Origin of the sequence: Chryseobacterium sp. YR221 (genome assembly GCF_900176315.1) — a bacterium.
Lineage (GTDB): Bacteria > Bacteroidota > Bacteroidia > Flavobacteriales > Weeksellaceae > Chryseobacterium > Chryseobacterium rhizosphaerae.
This window is the reverse complement of sequence record NZ_FWXM01000001.1, coordinates 574286-592071: the sequence shown is the minus strand read 5'-3', so window position 1 is coordinate 592071 and position 17786 is coordinate 574286. Positions and strand designations below refer to the sequence as shown.

The following is a 17786-nucleotide window of genomic DNA, read 5'->3' as shown; positions in this document are numbered from 1 at the left end:
ATTATCTGAAATAAGGTCTGTTAACAAAAGGAGAAAAGGGCCAGGGAATGGCAATGAAAATTATAACGAATGCAGCTATAAACCATATCAACATTATTTTAAACTTGTCCCGATCTTCCGATTTTCTCTTAGCCAAAGCTGATCCGATAGTAATTAAGATAACAGCAGTGATCATCATTAGGATATGGATAAGTCCGAAGAACAATAGATCAAATGATGCTTTGGCTTCATTAAGGTTTTTCCAGAAGTATTGTACAATGGGGCTTTTAATATAGAATATCATCCCAAGAACCAATTGGATATGAGCTATGGTAGCGGTCCAGTGTCTTACAGAATTATCCGTCTTTGTAAACTTACCTGCTGAAAAATATCCCTTACAAGCACGGTATATTGAATAAATAAGACTTAATAGGACGAGCCATCGGAAGGTTGAATGAAGGAAAGTAAGGGTCTGATACATGCCTTGTTATTTTTGAATACAGCAAAGGTATAACAAAAAACATACTAGTTAGTATGTTTTTGTTTAAAAAAATTATTGAAGTGAATCAAAATAGGCTTTAAGTCCCTTTAAATAAATGAGATATACTGATTTTGAATTTTCCAGTTTTCCAAGGTTTCTTACTCCCCAGTATCCCGACATCACAAAAATTGCAATTTCTTTTGCGTTAACCGTTGGTTTAACGGTACCTGCTCCTTTGGCATTATTTATACTTACTATCATGGCATTTTCCCACTGTTCAGACAAATCATTCAGGGCTTTGGTGAAAGTTATATTCCATGGGGCCATTTCCTGAGTGAAGTTTGAGGCAGGGCAGCCATATTCAACTTTTAAAAATTCATTATCCATCAATACTTCATGCATCAGTTTATAAATACTGTCCAATGGATGCTGGCTTTGCAGAAGAGGCTCTACAAAAGTTTTTGTAAAGGTAGGCTTTAGAAGTTCATTGATAATAGCGACGCCCATTTCATCTTTCGTTTTGAAGTGATAATAGAATGCTCCTTTTGTTACCTGGGTGGTAGCAATAATCTCATCAATACTGGTGGTCTGATATCCCTTTATATAGATAAGTTCAAAGGCTTTCTGAAGAATATTTAGGCGGGTTGCTTCTGATTTTTTCATTCAAGTACTGAGTGTATGCTGCAAAGGAACAAATTTTTACTAAGAAACAAAACTATCATTATTCTGATGCTTTGATAGAATTTAAATAATTTTCATAATACATTTATTCGTCGGAAATTTGCATTGTCAACATCAACAAAATTATAATGCAATGAATTATCAAAAAGAAATACAGATCAATACGGCATCAGAAACTATAAAAAGAAAGGGCCTTCCTGCAGCATTATGGGCACTGACTATAAGTGCATTTGGAATAGGAACTACTGAATTTGTGATCGTAGGACTACTTCCGACAGTAGCTTCAGATCTTGATATTACGATTCCTTCTGCCGGTTTACTGGTAAGCCTTTATGCGATAGGAGTAGCTATTGGTGCTCCAATATTAACGGCATTAACCGGGAAAATCCCCCGCAAAATGCTTTTGGTTTCCATCATGCTGTTATTCGTCATCGGAAATGGATTGGCCTCTATTGCTCCAGGTTTTATAACATTGGTTCTGGCAAGAATATTAACAGGATTTGCCCATGGGGTTTACTTTTCCATTGGCTCTACTATTGCTGCCTCACTGGTGCCAGAAGAAAAAAGAGCCACCGCTATTTCTATTATGTTTGCCGGGCTTACCCTGGCGATCGTAACAGGCGTGCCATTGGGAACTTTTATCGGCCAGCATTTTGGATGGAGAGCCACGTTTATAGGGGTTTCAATTCTTGGGATTATAGGCCTTGTAGCCAGTGTATTATTGGTACCAAAGAATTTGAAAAACGGAAAAACAGCTTCTTTAAAAAGTCAGTTTAAAGTATTAGGTAATAAACGTCTGATTTTTGCTTTTCTCATGACTGCGATGGGATACGGAGGAACATTTGTAGTGTTTACTTATCTGTCACCTATTTTACAGAAAATAACAGGATTTCAGGAGTCTACAGTAACGTTTATTCTGTTGATTTATGGAATAGCCATCGCCTTAGGAAATCTTATAGGCGGAAAAATAGCCAATAAAAATCCTTTACGGGCACTTTTATGGATGTTTGCAGCCCAGGGATTGGTTTTACTGACATTTTATTTTACAGTGGCAAGTCCGGTTTTAAGTATTATCACCTTATTCTTCCTGGGGGGCCTTTCTTTTGCGAGTGTTCCGGGACTGCAGCTTTTAGTGGTGCAGATTGCGGAAAAGGAGCTTCCCGGAACTGAAGACGTAGCGTCAGGGATTAATATTGCGGCATTCAATATTGGTATTGCTATCGGGTCTTATGCCGGAGGTATGATTGTGACTTCTTCGCTGGGATTGGAAAGTACTCCGTGGATTGGAGCGTTATTCCTGGTGATCACGGTATTGATTACTTTATACAGTATTCGTTTAAGTAAAAAGAATTAAAACATACCTATTTATTGAAAGGAATGAGATTTTACAAAGGCAGATTTATTCTGCCTTTGTTTATTTTGATCATCAAGTTGTAATTAAAGTTTTATATACCAGCTGATTATTGAAAACTATCTTTTAAACTTCATAAATTTCAGCATCTGTAAAAACATAAAATTTACTGTTCTTAGGAAGATTTTTGGTATCCAGTCCTGTAAATTCGCTAAAGGCAGGTAACAATAATTGGTTATTGCTAAGGGCAAAACAGGGGAGTCTGATACTCTTTACTGCAGAATTTAAAATAATTCCCGGGTGAATATGTCCTGTAATCTGAAATCCTGATACCGCTGTATCAAAATCATGAACAAAGGTAATTCCATCCATATGGAGTATTGAGGTTTTAAAATTGAGACAAAGTTTTTTTTCGAGAGATTTTGAAATACGGTCATGATTGCCTTCAACAAGGTAAAACTCTATATCAGGATACTGGTTTCTCCATGTACAGAATTCATCTACATCAGAATTATCGCCTGCATGAAGCAGATCACCCACTACCATAAACTTTTCAGGCTGGAAATATTCAATGAGGGCAGATAATCTTTCCAAATCACTCTTCATGATATGATTGGCCAGGGCGATCCCGTTTTTGCGGAAATGAGCGGTCTTTCCAATATGAAGGTCAGAAAGAATTAAGGCTTTTTCCTTTTCCCAAAATGCTGCCCGTTGATTGGTTAAGGTAAAAGACTGGTTTTGTATAAAGATACTTCTGGTTGCTATAAACACTTGTAATGGGTTGAAAGTTTAAAATATAATGCTCTTATTTTTGTAGAAAGGGAATGTTAGTACATCAGGTGTCTCTTCTGCTTACATGAAAATATTCATCAAAAATATAAGTGACAGGAATTCCTGTAGCAATTTCCCGCTCCAGAATTTCTTCCGGAGATAAATGTTCCAGATACATAATAAGTGAGCGGAGACTGTTTCCATGAGCTACAATCAATACGTTTTGCCCTTCTTTAAGCAAGGGTGCAATGGTAGCTTCAAAATAAGGAATTACCCGGTTGTAGGTGTCTTTAAGGCTTTCTCCCCCCGGGGGAACCACATCATAGGATCTGCGCCAGGCGTGTACCTGCTCATCTCCGTATTTTAGGGCAGTTTCAGCTTTGTTAAGCCCTTCAAGCTCTCCGTAAGAACGTTCATTAAGTGCTTTATCTATGATCACCGGAATATTGGGTTTTCCTATTTCATCCAGGATGATGGTGAGGGTATGTTGTGCTCTGATCAGTGCAGAAGTAAAAGCGATATCTATTTTTTCTTTTTTTAAGATAACAGCTGCTCTTTTAGCCTCTTCAATACCTGCATCAGTAATATCTATATCTTGCCAGCCCGTAAATCTGTTTTCAAGATTCCAGAGTGACTGTCCGTGACGGACCAGGAACAATTTTGCCATTATGTATACGTTATTTAATCTTCAAAGAAGATATTCTAAGGTACGATGATTATTAAAATTATCAAAGATTTTTAACTATAAAAAGCATAACAATTTCAGAAGCTTTGTGCTCAATTGAAGGTAGGTTGATGATAAAGATTTCTCTTTTATAATTTCAGCATTCTTCTGATTCTTGCGTCCAATCCTTCACTGGAAAGCGTTTGTCTCAGGCTGTCTACCTTTATAGGAAAGCTGAGTGGGGTGAATGAGCGGGAATGCTTTAAAATAATTTCAGACTTTTCAATTCTTTTGAATGCTTCTACAAGCCGCTGTTCCTGAAGCTGCATATTAAAAACCTCAGTATACGCCTGCTTGATCAGAAAATGATTGGGATCATAATCTTCCAGGACTTTAAAAATAAGGCCGGCAGAACTTTGTAATGATTTGTTGGACCGCTGTTTACCTGCGTAATTTTGGATAACCATTCCAGAGATCACTGCAATATCCCGGAATTTTCGTCTTGCCATCTCTGCAGAATTAATACTTGCAATCACATCATTCATAAGATTATCTCTTGTTAAGATGGAGGCAAGATTTTCATCATTCAAAGGAATTTCCTTATCGCTGAATAGCTCAAATCCATAATCATTCATGGCCATTGAAAAGGAAATTGGGGCCAGCTTGGAAATACGATAGGCAATTAATGCAGCCATTACTTCATGGACCAAACGTCCTTCAAACGGATACATAAATAGATGATAGCCTTCACGATTCCTGATCATCTCCACCAAAAACTCATCATCTTTGGGAATATGAGAGTGGGTTTCCTGGTTTATTAACAGCGGATGCAGGAATTTCAGTTCTTTTTCCGAAGCTTTAGGGTTTAAAGCATGAGAAAGCTTCTCTCTCAAAAAATGTCCCAGATTGGAACTGAGAGGTAATCTTCCTCCCAGATAGCTTGGCACCAGGGCTTTTCCTTTTGCTGACCTTACATATACGGTCATATCTTTTATCATGGCTACTTCCAGCGTACGGCCTGCTAAAATAAATTTCTCTTCTTTTTTCAGTTTTGAAATAAAATATTCCTCAATCATTCCTACATAGCCACCGGAAATAAATTTCACTTTTAGCATAGCATCACTTACAATCACCCCCATATTCATACGGTGTAGCATGGCTATTTTCCGTGAAGTTACTTTGTATAAGCCGTCTTCCATAATGACGATTTTATGAAATTCTTCGTAGTTTTTTAAAACGTGGCCGCCGATAGTCAGAAATTCAAGGATACTTTTCCATTCTTCATCCGTTATTTCCTGAAAAGCATAGACTTTTTTAATCCTTTCATATAATTCATCAGGATAAAAACCATCACCTACGGCCAGGGTCATCAGAAACTGAACCAGGACATCAAAACATAAAACCTGAGGTTCTCTAGGTTCTACAACCTTTTGTTTTACCGCCTCCTTTAAAGCTGAAACTTCAATCAGTTCTAAAGAATGGGTAGGTACACAATATATTTTGGAAGTTTCAAAAGGGGAGTGTCCACTTCGTCCAGCCCGTTGGAGAAACCTTGCAACACCCTTTGCCGATCCAATCTGAATGACCGTGTCAACGGGTTTAAAATCTATCCCCAAATCTAAAGATGAGGTAGAGACTACAGCTTTTAATTTTCCTGAGCTTAAGTTTTCTTCAATCCAGATTCTGAGGTGGGCATCAATAGAACTGTGATGAATGGCAATTTGCCCGGCAAAGTCAGGATAAGCGTCCAGCAGCAACTGGTACCACATCTCGCTTTGGCTTCGGGTATTGGTAAAAACAATGGTTGATTTTGAATCCAGAATAATAGGGACTACTTTATCGGCCAATTTATTCCCCAGATGCCCGGCCCACGGCAATATCTCTATTTCATTCGGGAACACAGGAATAATATCTATTTTTTTGTGTTCTTTGGCAGTGATTTTCACCTTTTTTATGTCATAGGGAATAAGAACTTCCATGGCTTCATCAAGGTTTCCTATGGTAGCGGTAATTCCCCATATTTTAATTTTGGGAACATACTTTCTAAGCTGCGAAATCCCCAGTTCTACCATGACACCCCGTTTCGAGCCCAGAAGTTCATGCCATTCATCAACAACAACGCTTTTCAAATCCCGGAAAAAACTTTCGTTATTTTTCTGTGCCAGCAGAAGATGAAGACTTTCTGGCGTTACCACAAGAATTTCAGGCATTTTTTTTATCTGCTGCTGTCTCAGTTTTGGATCTGTATCACCGTTTCTTACCCCAACAGCCCAATCCAGCCCGATTTCATCAATGGCTTCCTGCATAGCCTTAGCAATATCCTTAGACAGGGATCGGAGAGGAGTAATCCATATCATTTGCAAGCCTTTTTTATAATTTTCCGGATGATTCAGAAAATCAGAAACCAATGCTAAAAAAACAGAAAATGTTTTTCCAAAGCCGGTAGGTGCTATTACCATTCCACTATATCCGCTTCCAAATTTCCGCCATGTATCCGTTTGGAATTTGAAAGGTGACATATCCTTACCTGTCATCCATTGCTGAATGATGGTAAACCCACTGGTATGTTCAAAAGCTGCCAAATTACTGTATTAATTTTTTTATTTCTTCCAGATTATCAATTTCATCCACCGTTTTATCTTTCCTCCATCTTACAATTCTTGGAAACCTTAGGGCTACACCGCTTTTATGACGGTTACTGAATCCTATCCCTTCAAAAGCGATTTCAAAAACAAGTTCCGCTTTTACCGTCCGCACCGGACCAAATTTTTCAATAGCATTTTTGTTCACAAACCGGCTGACTTCCATGATTTCTTTATCAGTAAGCCCGGAATAGGCTTTTGCTATGGTTACCAGGGTATCTCCGTTTTTTACGGCAAAACTGTAGTCGGTATAGTAAGCACTTCTTCTGCCACTGCCTTTTTGGGCATAGATTAAAACGGCATCAATGGTAAATGGGTTGATTTTCCATTTCCACCAATCTCCTTTTTTTCGTCCTGAGTGATAGGGAGAGCTCATTTGTTTCAGCATCAACCCTTCACTATTGACAGCCCTTGAATTTTCCCGGATAGCGTTTAATTCTTCCCATTTTTGAAAATCTATAGCTCTGGAAATGCTAATGTTTCCGGGATTTTCATTGAGTAATAATTCTTCCAGCATGGCCCTTCTTGAGGAGATAGGTTTCTCCCGCAGGTCATTATTTTCAAGCTCCAGGAGGTCATACACGAATACTTCTATAGGAATTTCTGATACCATTTTCTTAGTTAAAGTTTTCCTGTTCAATCTCTTTTGTAATTCGTTAAAATTTAAAACTTTACCATCCTTTACCGCAAGTATTTCTCCATCTAAAACAAAGTTGCCTTTCATGGCCTTTACAGTGTCGGTAATTTCCGGAAACTGTTCCGTGACAAGCTCTTCTCCTCTGGACCATATAAAGACTTCATCATTCCTGCGGATGATCTGTCCCCGTATTCCATCCCATTTATATTCCACCAGCCATTCATGAGGATCTCCCAGCTGGTCAGGTTCTTTTTCTAATGGATAGGCCAGGCAAAACGGATAAGGTTTTGAATTATCCGGGTTGATATTTTCAGCAGAAATTAATTCTTTAAAAGAGACCTCATCGGGTTTCCATTTTCCCATAAGGCTGTGCATAAGTACACTGGATTCTTGTCCGGAAAATCTCGTCAGCGCATTGATTAACGTTTTATCTGAAACACCAATACGGAAACTGCCCCCAATGAGTTTATTGAAGATCAAACGTTCCGTATAGTCCAGACCATTCCATGATTTCAGAACAAATTCTTTCTTTTCCGCTTCTGTTTTATCTTTTAAATGAACAATTTCGTTCATCCATTGTGATAAAGTACGGTCAATTTTTTCCTGAGGTGGAGGAAGTATCAGTGAAATTGTTTCTCCAAGATCTCCTACAGAAGAATAAGATTCCTGAAATAACCAGAATGGAAGGTCGGTGATTTCCAATACCCATTCTTTCATGTAATTGGTGTTGATATTTCTTTTGGGCCTTTTGCCTGTAAATAAAGCAATAAACCATAGCTTATCTTCATCCGGAGAACGTTCCAGATAATCAAGGATAGCCTCAATCTTAGCATTGGTTTTATTGGTTGTTTCCAAAGCATTGATCAGATCTGCAAAATGTCTCATACTTCCGGGTTTTCTTGATTTACCTTTTCTGTTTCTTCATCATCTTCGCCAAAAAGAGTTTCTACTACATCGGCATGAATACCAATTTCATTCAGATATTTTGAGAATATTTCAGTCTGCCCATGGGTGACATGTACAATTTCGGCTTCTGTAGCTTTTACGGTTTGCAAAAGGCCCTTCCAGTCTGCATGGTCACTCATGGCAAATCCCGCATCGGCACTCCGCCATCTTCGGGCACCACGCACCTGCATCCATCCGGAACATATAGCGGTTGCCGGATCAGGAAGTTTTTTTATGATATTGCTGTCCAGTAAAGCTGGAGGAACAATGACAATTTCGTGTTCCATCTCTTTCGGACGTTCTTTAAAATCTGCTATGGTATAATCGGGAAGTTTGATTCCAACGGTTTCAAAAGCCTCATTCAATTTTCCAATGGAGTAGTGGACATATATTTCTCCCAATCCTTCTACAGCTTTCATAATCCGCTGCGCTTTTCCTAAAGAATATCCGATAAACACGGATGTTTTATTATTTTCTTTATTCTTCAGCACCCAATTTTGGAGCTTCTTATTTAAATCCTGAACTTCTAACCAATTGTAAATGGGCAGTCCAAAAGTGCTTTCTGTAACAAACTCATTGCATTTCACGAGTTCAAAAGGAGTACTCAGCCCATCATACTGAACCTTATAATCCCCTGAAATGACCGTTACATACCCTTTATATTCCAGTCTGATCTGTGCAGAACCAATAATATGCCCCGCAGGATGAAGCGAAACCTGTACCCCATTCATATTAATTTTTTCTCCGTATTCCACACCCTGACATTCAATATCCGGTCCTATTCTTTGATACAGAATGGGTTTTGTAAAATGATGACAAAGGTATTTTTTCATTCCCCAGCGGGCATGGTCAGCATGTCCATGGGTAATGACTGCCATATCTACAGGTCTCCACGGATCTATATAAAATTTTCCCTGGGGACAGTAAATTCCTTTTTTAGTAAATGTGATTAATTTCAATGGTGTGATTGGTTTTATAGAATAAGCTTCAAAAACTTAACCAATTTACAATAAACCGTTTATTTTTATGCCGTCCTATGAAAAATATCTTACCGTTATCCAATACATCAGATGAACTTTTCAGCAATAAAAAAATGAACTTTTCAACAACAGCAACCTTCTGAAAATCATTGAAATTTGTATTATCATAAAAAAAGAATACAATGAGTAAAACAATTTTGATTACAGGTGCAGCAAGCGGATTTGGGAAGATTGCTGCTTTCGATTTGGCAAAGAAAGGACACAAAGTAATTGCCACAGCTCAGGTTTATCCTCAGATGAGTGATTTAATCAGAGAAGCTAAAGAAAAGGGGATCGATCTTACGGTTGATAAACTGGATGTCACTAACTCCCGTGATATTGCTTATATCCATCAAAAATATGATATTGATATTTTAATTAGCAACGCCGGAATTATGGAAGGAGGTCCTATTGCTGAACAGCCACTGGAATTAATCCGTTCTATGTTTGATGTGAATGTCTTTGGTGGGCTGGAGCTGGCTCAGGGATTTGTCAAGAAATTCATTGAACAAAAGAAGCCGGGGAAAATCGTATTTACCACTTCTATGGGTGGATTATGGACGGTGCCGTATGTGGCTGCATATTGTGCATCAAAACATGCAATGGAAGCCATTGCAGAGGGCTTAAAAACAGAACTGGCCCAGTTTGATATTAAAATTGCAACGTGCAATCCGGGAGTATTTGGAACAGGCTTTAATGACCGTGGGGTAGACTCTATTTTCCGTTGGTATAATCCTGAGACCAACTTTACACCTCCATCTGTCTTTGAAGGTACTGCAGAATCATTGGCCCATCAGCTAGATCCTCAATCTATGGCAGACTGTATCGTGAATGTTGCTTTGGATGATCATTCCAATTTCAGAAATGTACACCCGAAAGAAACGGAGGATTTTGTAAAACAGCTTCAGGCCGAGGCATGGACAGCAAAAAGCTAATCATATGGGAATCAGTTATGATCTGGCAGAAAAGGCTTTAAAAGCCGCTGTCGGGAAAGCAAAAGCCCTGAATATTCCTGTAAGTATTGCCGTAGTGGATACCGGAGGACATCTGGTCTCTTTTGCCCGGCTAGACAGTGTATATGGGGTGATTGATTTTGCAGTAAAAAAAGCAAAGACAGCCGTTATGTTTGGTGTTGACAGTGAGATTATGGGCAGTATTATTGCGGGAGCAGAGATGCATGGCTATGGAATGCTGAATTCTAATAACGGACTGTTAACTATTGCCGGGGGAGTCGTTATTAAAAATGCTCAGGGAGAAATCATAGGAGCAATTGGTTCTTCAGGCGGAAGTCCCGAAGAGGATAAAGAAATTGCAGGAGCAGGAGCTTCCGGTATTGCTTAAATTTCAGATATTTGTATCATGGAGAACACTTCTGAAATTATATTTGACAAACTGGTTTATTCATGTGCTTTTGAAACCTACAGAGGACATGAAGAGTTTATACCGGATCATTTTCTGGGATTTCAAATATCCGGAGAAACTCATGCTTTTCATGATCAGGGAAAGACCATTGTTAAAGAAAATACCGTGGTTCTGGTCAGAAAAAACCAATTGATCAGAACTATTAAATATCCTTCAGAAAAAGAAAAGTATCAGTTTATATCCATCAATCTTGACATCGAAACGTTGCGGCAATATGCTACAGAAAATAGAATTGTGATGGATGCTCCGTTTGCAGGTACTCAAAAGCTATTCTTTGAACCGGATGATTTTTTCAGAGGTTATTTTCAGTCTCTTATTCCTTATGTTGATAAAACAAAAGAGGTGACGCTGAGACTGGCTATTTTGAAGATCAGGGAAGCCGTAGAACTTATCTTGCAGAGCAATCCGGATTTTAAAAACTTGTTGTTTGATTTTTCAGAGCCTCATAAGATCGACCTTAAAGAATTTATGAATAAAAATTTCATGTTTAATGTGTCTGTAGAGGCTTTTGCCAAACTTACAGGACGCAGCCTTTCGGGATTTAAAAGGGATTTTAATAAGACTTTCAATAAGACGCCCAAACAGTGGCTAAAGGAGAAAAGGCTGGAGGAAGCGTATTATCTGATCAGGCATAAACAAAAGAAGCCCTCGGATATTTATCTGGATCTTGGTTTTGAAAACCTGTCTCATTTTTATTATTCCTTTAAAAGAAAATACGGCATGACAACATCTGAAGTTTAGTTTGAAATAAATAATGGTGAAAATTCCATGACTAAAAAAACACATCAATATAAAAAAGGAGCGAAATAATCGCTCCTTTTTTATTTAAGGGATCATTCTTTCTGCTTTTAATTTCTCAAAAACTTCGGCGAAGGAATCTTCGGTACTTTTAAAGGCAGTAAAGCCTAGTTTTCTACTTTTAGACATATCACACATCACCTCAAGAGGTCTTCCAAGATCGAGATCGGTATGCCATGCTGAAGATAATTTGTTTAAATGATTTTCTTTCAAATCATATTTTTCTGTTATTGCTTTCCATAAAGGATGATCATTTTGCAGTTCTTTTTCTAGAGGTCTTATCGAACCATTAAATCCTTCTGCTTCAATCCCAAACCGGTCCGCCAATCTTTTCCAAAGCCATTTCCATCGGAATACATCTCCATTGGTAATATTAAAAGCCTGATTTTTTGCAGTTTCAGTGGTGGAGGCCCAAATTAACTGTTTGGCCAATACCTTAGCATCGGTTACATCTGATACGCCATTCCATTGGGCTTCAGACCCAGGCCAGATAAATTTTCTGCCGGTTTCTTTACAAATACTGGCATAAACGGCTAAGGTAGTCCCTATATTCATAAGATTTCCAACAGCATAGCCTACGACAGTATGAGGCCTGTGAATACTCCAGGTGAAACCTTCTCTCTCAGAAGCTTGATATACTTCATCTTCCTGAGCATAATAAAAATTGGGAAGCGAAAGTCTGGGATGTTCTTCCCGAACTGGTGTTTCCGGCAGTATTCCATCTTTTGCATAGGCTTCAAAAGGTCCGAGATAATGCTTCAGCCCTGTAACCAAAGCAACATGCTGAACAGATTTTTTAGGAGATAAAACATGTAACAGATTCCTTACCAATGCGCTGTTTACGCGGATATTTTCTTCTTCGGTATCGTTACGCATCCAGGTAGTAAAATAAACGTGGGTAGGAGAAATCCCTGCCAGTGCTTCAGTGAGGTTTTCTTCGTCCAGAAGGTTCGCCTTAACAGGGCGAAGTCCCGGAATAGCATTGTCTATATTTCTGGATAATCCATAAGTGATCCAGCCCTGTGCAATCAGTTCTTCAGCAAGATTACTTCCCGTAATCCCGGTAGCACCTACTACCAATGCAATATTTCCTGTATTTTCCATAATATTTATAAAAATTATTTTACAAAATTACAGTGCCTACAGACCTGCAAGCTTGACCTGGATCATGCGTTTGAATTGATCTGGATCAATTCTTATTCAAAGAAATCTTTTTACGGATCCTGCTTATTGTTTCAGGGGCCAACCCAAGATAGGACGCAATAAGGTTATGAGGGACTCTTTTAATCATTTCGGGATTTTTCTGGGCCAGCTGCAGGTATTTTTCTTCCGCAGTATAGCTATTGGAAACAATAAGTCTTTGATCTTTGGTTACCAGACTGTTTTGGTATAAAATTCTGAAGTAGCGATCCATGACAGGAACCTCCAACATCATCTTTTCGTAGTTTTCCAGGGTAATCATCAGAACTTCGGTTTCTTCGATAGCGTCAATATTTAATACTGCCTTTTCCTGATGAACAAAACTATTGAAATCGGAGATCCACCAGCCTTCAAAAGCAAACATATTGATGTGCTCATTTCCTTTTTCATCCAGAAAATAAGATTTCAACAGCCCTTTACTCACAAAAGACAAACATTTACAGATATCTCCTTCCTGAAGCAGATACTGTTTTTTACGGAGTTTTTTAACGGTAAAGAAAGACTGAATCTGGTTTTTCTGATCTTCTGTGATATCAACCTTATTTTCGATATGGGAAAGCAGGACCTCAAACATCAAATAAATATTTTCATCAAAAATAATGCTTTCCGAAGCAAGATAAGTTCTATTTTTCAAAATCATAGAGGTTAATCCCTATTTCCTGATTTTTAACTTTTACCACTCTGGTATGTAAAGGATAAAAAATAAATTCTGCAGCTCCCTGAATGGTGGCCTCCAAAAGATGGCCAGCCAGGGCAGTGTAATCTTCCCTTCCCAGGGTAATATGGAGATGAAGGCTTATCTTTTCTTCTATTTCAGCTATATTTCCGGAAATATTGGTCACTTCCATTTGTTCTTTAAACGTTTTATCCACATAGTTTTTTGTTGAAGGATTAAAGAAACGAAGAGTAGCCTCACTTACGGCTCCTATTCCGGTAACTTCCCCTGCCTGAATATTCTGATTCCGAATAAAATCCGTTAATGCTTCAACGATATTCGACCGGTTTGTAAGGCTGACAATATAAATACGATCAACTTTTATGGCTGACCAATGGGTTCCTTTGAAGCTATGTCTACTCATAACCTTGTTTTCTTATTTTGAAGCAAAAAATCTACCAACCAGGCGCGTTATCGATTAAGTTTTTATTATATTTTGAGTGAGAAATTTTTAAAACCGGAGAAACTTTCTGAAATTTGCAGCAAATAAAAAATCAATGAAGATTGTAGATATTGAAAGTTGGAACAGAAAGGAGCATTTTGAATTTTTTTCAGGGATGGCAAGTCCTTACCTTGGTTTTACAACGGAAGTGGATTGTACCAAAGCTTATGAAACGGCTAAAGAAAAAGGATACTCTTTCTTTGCATATTATTACCATAAGTCTATGGTTGCTGTCAATACCGTTGAAGAATTAAAACTTAGAATAGTAGATGGGGATGTCGTTCAATTTGATACCGTTCATGCAGGAAGCACTATTGGAAGGCCTGATGGAACTTTTGGTTTTTCATTTACACATTTCTCGGAAGATTTTGAAATATTCAATGCTGCTTTACAGGAAGAAATAAAGGGAGTACATCAATCATCAGGACTTCGGTTAAGCAACGACAGACTGGGAAAAGATCATATAAGACATACAACTATTCCATGGAACTCTTTCAGTGCCATTCTGCATCCTACAGATTTCAACACCACAGAATCGGTACCAAAGATTGCTTTTGGAAGATTTAGTATCCGTGATGGGAAAAAATATATGCCGGTTTCTATTGAGGCACATCATGGATTGGCTGATGGAATTCACCTTGCAAAATATGTAGAGGAATTTCAGAGACAGCTTGATCTGTAACAAAAAATTTTTTAGAGTCCGATTAGGCTGGTGATTTAAAGGATAGGAGAGGTTTCCTGCTGGTATTTTGCTTTCTAATAATAGATTTTCCGTTGTTCAATCTTTAGAATATTATCTTTTTCCATTTGCTTTATGGTACGTATAACGGTTTCTACACATAATCCGGTAAGGGAAGCAAGCTGCTGGCGGGTAAGCGGTATCTGAAATGAATAGGCAGCCTTATCATCATGATAGCTTTTCAGATAATCCAGCAGTAATTTTAATTTTGAAACAGGGTTTTGAAAGGAAAGATTATACAGCATAATATATTTATAATACATTCTTTCAGCAAGACATTGATAGACATTCAGTGAAATTTCAGGATTGCTTTTTATGAGATTTAAAAAACTTTCTCTTGATATCCTGAAGATAGAGGAGTTTTCCATGGCTAGAGCGTTCATGGGATAAGGGCGGTCAACAAATAAGAGTGACTCACCAAAGCTGTGACCGTCAGAAAATATATTCTGGATAAACTCTTTGCCATCTTCAGTATAATTATTAAGCTTGATTTTTCCTTTTTCAATCTGATAATAGTATATCGGATATTCCTCTTCACGGAAAATAAGATCTCCCGCTTTATAATTTATGGTTTCAGCTCCAAAAGAAATTAATAAATCTTCAGTGATCATATGTTGTGATTTATGCTTGATTAAAACGTAAACACCTTATACAGGTAACCTGAATCCGGCATTAAAAAATAAAGGAACACCTATTTTATTTGATTATCTCACAATGTGGTACCATACGGCTACCACGAAACTTCATTTTTTCTTAATATAATTGAAGAGTATTGATCAGGATCATAAAAAGTGAATACAAGAATCTGCTACATTTACCTTGTGTTAAAATAAAGAGATATAAATAATTGGAAACAGCCTGAACAAAGCTGTTATGATATTTTACTTAAAAACATAACGTGGTATGTATGTGGTACGCTGTTTTAATAGAATTTTAATCATTTTTTCTTTCTTTGCTTTGTGTAAAATGAACGAAAATTCATATTTATAAATATTTTAACAAAATCATTCAATAAGCATAAGATAATAGGGTGATTTGTTGAATAGTATTTAAAAAAGCAAATAAAATTTTTAATACATAAAAATTATTTTAATTTCTGTGTTGAATGCTCAAAGCAGGAATTGATCAATAGAAAAAGATATTGTACTGATGCATAAAGGATGTTGTATCAGACTTTAGTAGAGATGAGAACGTATTATGAAAAACAAAAAACATGAATCCCACTTAGAGGATTTGAATCAGAAGATTCTTGTAGAAGACGAAATTATGGCTCTTGCCAAAGCAAACTCACCCCGTTTGCTTAGTAAATTCAGATTAGTCTATCCTGATTTTTTCGAAAAGTTATCTGCTATACAGCCAGGCCTTAAAAATTCTGAATCTATTTTTTGTATTTATCTTAAGCTTAATATGACGACAAAAGAAATAGCCACCTGTATATTTGTCACCCCAAAAGCGATACAAAACAGGAAAAACAGAATCAGAAAAAAACTCAATATTCCTTCTGAGATTGATATTTATAAATGGTTTAATGAAATTTAAACCATTTTTCTTAGATTTAAACTTCCACAATGGCTTTGTCCAGATCATGATAAAGAAGTATTTTCCAACGGTTCTCTCTTGCTTCTTTTTCCCATTTAAGTCTTAGTTCCATGGCTTTTCTGCCATCGTAATCACTTTTGTAAGCCAGGTGATATTTTAAATAGGAGGCCTGTGGTAGATCGTCAGCACCATAAAAAGCTGTTTCTTCATTCTCACGAATCCAGAAAACCTGCATAAATGGAGTATGGCCGCCAACTACTTCATAAGATATCTCATCAGTAATCTGTCCTTTATCCTCATGCATCCATACAATATGAGGCAATTGGATCAGTTTTTCCAGGGTATCGAAATCGAAAGAAGGATTTACTTTATTTTCCATGGCAAAATCCAGTTCCCGTTTTTGAATATAAATTTCAGCATTCGGAAAGGTAGCTTCAAAACCATAGTCTGTAGCCGTTACAGCGCCTTCTATATGGTCTTTATGAAGGTGGGAGAGCAGTACTTTTGTAATCTGCTCCGGTTTGATATTTTCTCTATCCAGGATTTCAGAAACCACAGATACTTCATTCTCATTTTTCCAGCCCATACCTGTATCCAACAGGATATAGTCGTTTTCTGTGATGATGAGAAAAGGCTGTACAGACATTTTGATTCCTTTAGCCGTATCAATATTTTCGGCTGTTAAAAGACTAAAATCTTTTGTTTTGCTTGCTGAGAAATTACCTTCTTTAAGGGGAATGATTTTCATGCTGCAAATTTCTTCAATATTTCTACAACTTCAAAGGTTTTTCATCAATTAGAATCATCAACAAAAGCAATTATACTGATAGTCTACCAGTTGTTCAAGCCGTTTTCCAAAGCTTTTGTATAATTTTTCTGATCAAAAGAGTAAAGGTCGGGAGATTTATGGGCTCCTCCGCGTCTTTGCTCTTCCAGCTTCCTTAAAATACCTAAGTTTTTAATCTTCCTGTAAAAGTTTCCGCGATTAAGGGTTTTACCCAATATGGCTTCATAGAGTTTCTGCAGCTCGGGAAGTGTAAATTTTTCAGGAAGCAGATTATATCCGATGGGTTTATAGGAAATTTTTTCCCTAAGGGTTAGCAGTGCTTTGTCAATGATTTCCCGATGATCCATAGCAAGCTCAATTTCCGGAAGCTGTTTTAAATAAACCCATTCACAGGTTTCACTCATTTCGTCGGCAACCGGGTTAATCTCAGAAGAATTATAGAGGGCATAATAACCCACTGAAATGAACCGCTGTTTCTGGAAAAGACTGTCATCAAAATCTTCAAAATACAACTCGCTTCTGTTTCTCTTCCCAAAAACTCCAAATTCTTCAAGAAAAACGTTGGTTACACCCGTCCGGGATTCCAGAATTCTGAGTACAGCTTCATCCAGGTCTTCATCCTTGTGTACATATCCTCCGGGAAGAAGCCATTGTTTTCGGTAATTCATTTTTGCCAGCAGGACCTTCAGCTCATTCTGATCAAAACCAAAAATAACAGGATCTGCTGAAAGATGAGGGAGATAAATTTCTTTTGCTTCTACAGACCGCTTTAAAATCTGCTCTTTAGAATCGATATCATTCATAAATAAGTGTGTATGACAAATGTAATATAAAAACGGGTCAATGTTTCAGAAAATACTTTATTAAAGCTTGTTTTTAAGAAAAGTCATCTATTGTATCAACAGATTAAATAGATGATGTTCTTTTATTAAAATGATTACCTTTGGGCTCTTATAAAAAGAATATATTTCTGA

At 37.4% G+C, this 17786-nt stretch carries 19 protein-coding genes; 6 read left to right on the top strand and 13 right to left on the bottom strand.

Annotated features, from left to right (window positions below; all coding sequences use genetic code 11):
- Position 1: 1 nt before the first annotated feature.
- Positions 2-460: a hypothetical protein gene (locus tag B8967_RS02710; RefSeq protein ID WP_084084279.1), complete on the bottom strand. Its 459-nt coding sequence runs from the start codon at positions 458-460 to the stop codon at positions 2-4.
- 72 nt (positions 461-532) lie between these two features.
- Positions 533-1123 carry a TetR/AcrR family transcriptional regulator gene (locus B8967_RS02705; RefSeq protein ID WP_047492731.1) on the bottom strand — a complete coding sequence of 197 codons (591 nt, stop codon included), beginning with the start codon at positions 1121-1123 and terminating at the stop codon, positions 533-535.
- Positions 1124-1274: 151 nt separating this feature from the next.
- On the opposite strand from B8967_RS02705, the gene B8967_RS02700 reads away from it, so the two are divergent.
- Entirely contained in the window at positions 1275-2495 is a 1221-nt protein-coding gene (locus tag B8967_RS02700) for an MFS transporter (protein ID WP_084084278.1), read from the top strand.
- Between the two features lie 123 nt (positions 2496-2618).
- On the opposite strand, the gene pdeM is transcribed toward B8967_RS02700, so the two are convergent.
- From pdeM to B8967_RS02675, 5 genes are all read right to left on the bottom strand, one after another.
- Positions 2619-3263, bottom strand: coding sequence for a ligase-associated DNA damage response endonuclease PdeM (gene pdeM, locus B8967_RS02695; RefSeq protein ID WP_084084277.1), 645 nt, complete (start codon positions 3261-3263; stop codon positions 2619-2621).
- A 64-nt stretch (positions 3264-3327) separates the two neighbouring features.
- Complete coding sequence (locus B8967_RS02690) at positions 3328-3930, bottom strand: 2,3-bisphosphoglycerate-dependent phosphoglycerate mutase (protein WP_084084276.1); 603 nt, start codon at positions 3928-3930, stop codon at positions 3328-3330.
- Positions 3931-4076: 146 nt separating this feature from the next.
- Positions 4077-6509 carry a ligase-associated DNA damage response DEXH box helicase gene (locus B8967_RS02685; RefSeq protein WP_084084275.1) on the bottom strand — a complete coding sequence of 811 codons (2433 nt, stop codon included), beginning with the start codon at positions 6507-6509 and terminating at the stop codon, positions 4077-4079.
- Between the two features lies 1 nt (position 6510).
- Positions 6511-8091: an ATP-dependent DNA ligase gene (locus B8967_RS02680; protein WP_047492742.1), complete on the bottom strand. Its 1581-nt coding sequence runs from the start codon at positions 8089-8091 to the stop codon at positions 6511-6513.
- Entirely contained in the window at positions 8088-9110 is a 1023-nt protein-coding gene (locus tag B8967_RS02675) for a ligase-associated DNA damage response exonuclease (RefSeq protein ID WP_084084274.1), read from the bottom strand. Before B8967_RS02675 ends, B8967_RS02680 begins: the two co-directional genes overlap by 4 nt.
- Positions 9111-9313: 203 nt before the next feature.
- Here B8967_RS02675 and B8967_RS02670 point away from each other — a divergent pair, with 203 nt between their 5' ends.
- Genes B8967_RS02670 through B8967_RS02660 form a run of 3 tightly spaced genes read left to right on the top strand, consistent with a single transcriptional unit; the run spans position 9314 to position 11333 of the window.
- Entirely contained in the window at positions 9314-10105 is a 792-nt protein-coding gene (locus B8967_RS02670) for an SDR family oxidoreductase (RefSeq protein ID WP_084084273.1), read from the top strand.
- A 4-nt stretch (positions 10106-10109) separates the two neighbouring features.
- Complete coding sequence (locus tag B8967_RS02665; protein ID WP_084084272.1) at positions 10110-10511, top strand: GlcG/HbpS family heme-binding protein; 402 nt, start codon at positions 10110-10112, stop codon at positions 10509-10511.
- 18 nt (positions 10512-10529) lie between these two features.
- A complete protein-coding gene (locus tag B8967_RS02660) occupies positions 10530-11333 on the top strand; it encodes a helix-turn-helix domain-containing protein (protein WP_084084271.1) in 804 nt (267 codons plus the stop codon).
- Between the two features lie 84 nt (positions 11334-11417).
- On the opposite strand, the gene B8967_RS02655 is transcribed toward B8967_RS02660, so the two are convergent.
- The 3 genes from B8967_RS02655 to B8967_RS02645 form a co-directional block, all read right to left on the bottom strand.
- Positions 11418-12494, bottom strand: a complete 1077-nt coding sequence (locus B8967_RS02655; protein ID WP_084084270.1) for an SDR family oxidoreductase — start codon at positions 12492-12494, stop codon at positions 11418-11420.
- A gap of 85 nt (positions 12495-12579) precedes the next feature.
- The gene (locus B8967_RS02650; protein WP_228405999.1) at positions 12580-13224 is read right to left on the bottom strand and encodes a Crp/Fnr family transcriptional regulator; all 645 of its coding nucleotides are present in this window, start codon (positions 13222-13224) and stop codon (positions 12580-12582) included.
- Positions 13214-13669 carry a PPC domain-containing DNA-binding protein gene (locus B8967_RS02645; RefSeq protein WP_084084269.1) on the bottom strand — a complete coding sequence of 152 codons (456 nt, stop codon included), beginning with the start codon at positions 13667-13669 and terminating at the stop codon, positions 13214-13216. Before B8967_RS02645 ends, B8967_RS02650 begins: the two co-directional genes overlap by 11 nt.
- 133 nt (positions 13670-13802) lie before the next feature.
- Here B8967_RS02645 and B8967_RS02640 point away from each other — a divergent pair, with 133 nt between their 5' ends.
- Complete coding sequence (locus B8967_RS02640; protein ID WP_084084268.1) at positions 13803-14429, top strand: chloramphenicol acetyltransferase; 627 nt, start codon at positions 13803-13805, stop codon at positions 14427-14429.
- A 74-nt stretch (positions 14430-14503) separates the two neighbouring features.
- On the opposite strand, the gene B8967_RS02635 is transcribed toward B8967_RS02640, so the two are convergent.
- A complete protein-coding gene (locus tag B8967_RS02635) occupies positions 14504-15097 on the bottom strand; it encodes a Crp/Fnr family transcriptional regulator (RefSeq protein ID WP_084084267.1) in 594 nt (197 codons plus the stop codon).
- A 586-nt stretch (positions 15098-15683) separates the two neighbouring features.
- Between B8967_RS02635 and B8967_RS02630 the strand changes: the two genes are divergently transcribed.
- Positions 15684-16025, top strand: coding sequence for a helix-turn-helix transcriptional regulator (locus tag B8967_RS02630; RefSeq protein ID WP_052188711.1), 342 nt, complete (start codon positions 15684-15686; stop codon positions 16023-16025).
- A gap of 16 nt (positions 16026-16041) precedes the next feature.
- Here the strand turns inward: B8967_RS02630 and B8967_RS02625 are convergent, their stop codons facing one another.
- Positions 16042-16773, bottom strand: a complete 732-nt coding sequence (locus tag B8967_RS02625; RefSeq protein WP_084084266.1) for an MBL fold metallo-hydrolase — start codon at positions 16771-16773, stop codon at positions 16042-16044.
- Between the two features lie 83 nt (positions 16774-16856).
- Positions 16857-17615 carry an NUDIX hydrolase gene (locus B8967_RS02620; protein WP_084084265.1) on the bottom strand — a complete coding sequence of 253 codons (759 nt, stop codon included), beginning with the start codon at positions 17613-17615 and terminating at the stop codon, positions 16857-16859.
- Between the last annotated feature and the right edge of the window lie 171 nt (positions 17616-17786).

Excerpts from the sequence above, each read along its gene's own strand:
- B8967_RS02710 (WP_084084279.1), bottom strand. The coding sequence starts at position 460 with ATGTATCAGACCCTTACTTTCCTTCATTCAACCTTCCGATGGCTCGTC.
- B8967_RS02705 (WP_047492731.1), bottom strand. The coding sequence starts at position 1,123 with ATGAAAAAATCAGAAGCAACCCGCCTAAATATTCTTCAGAAAGCCTTT.
- B8967_RS02700 (WP_084084278.1), top strand. The coding sequence starts at position 1,275 with ATGAATTATCAAAAAGAAATACAGATCAATACGGCATCAGAAACTATA.
- B8967_RS02690 (WP_084084276.1), bottom strand. The coding sequence starts at position 3,930 with ATGGCAAAATTGTTCCTGGTCCGTCACGGACAGTCACTCTGGAATCTT.
- B8967_RS02680 (WP_047492742.1), bottom strand. The coding sequence starts at position 8,091 with ATGAGACATTTTGCAGATCTGATCAATGCTTTGGAAACAACCAATAAA.
- B8967_RS02670 (WP_084084273.1), top strand. The coding sequence starts at position 9,314 with ATGAGTAAAACAATTTTGATTACAGGTGCAGCAAGCGGATTTGGGAAG.
- B8967_RS02665 (WP_084084272.1), top strand. The coding sequence starts at position 10,110 with ATGGGAATCAGTTATGATCTGGCAGAAAAGGCTTTAAAAGCCGCTGTC.
- B8967_RS02660 (WP_084084271.1), top strand. The coding sequence starts at position 10,530 with ATGGAGAACACTTCTGAAATTATATTTGACAAACTGGTTTATTCATGT.
- B8967_RS02655 (WP_084084270.1), bottom strand. The coding sequence starts at position 12,494 with ATGGAAAATACAGGAAATATTGCATTGGTAGTAGGTGCTACCGGGATT.
- B8967_RS02645 (WP_084084269.1), bottom strand. The coding sequence starts at position 13,669 with ATGAGTAGACATAGCTTCAAAGGAACCCATTGGTCAGCCATAAAAGTT.
- B8967_RS02640 (WP_084084268.1), top strand. The coding sequence starts at position 13,803 with ATGAAGATTGTAGATATTGAAAGTTGGAACAGAAAGGAGCATTTTGAA.
- B8967_RS02635 (WP_084084267.1), bottom strand. The coding sequence starts at position 15,097 with ATGATCACTGAAGATTTATTAATTTCTTTTGGAGCTGAAACCATAAAT.
- B8967_RS02630 (WP_052188711.1), top strand. The coding sequence starts at position 15,684 with ATGAAAAACAAAAAACATGAATCCCACTTAGAGGATTTGAATCAGAAG.
- B8967_RS02625 (WP_084084266.1), bottom strand. The coding sequence starts at position 16,773 with ATGAAAATCATTCCCCTTAAAGAAGGTAATTTCTCAGCAAGCAAAACA.
- B8967_RS02620 (WP_084084265.1), bottom strand. The coding sequence starts at position 17,615 with ATGAATGATATCGATTCTAAAGAGCAGATTTTAAAGCGGTCTGTAGAA.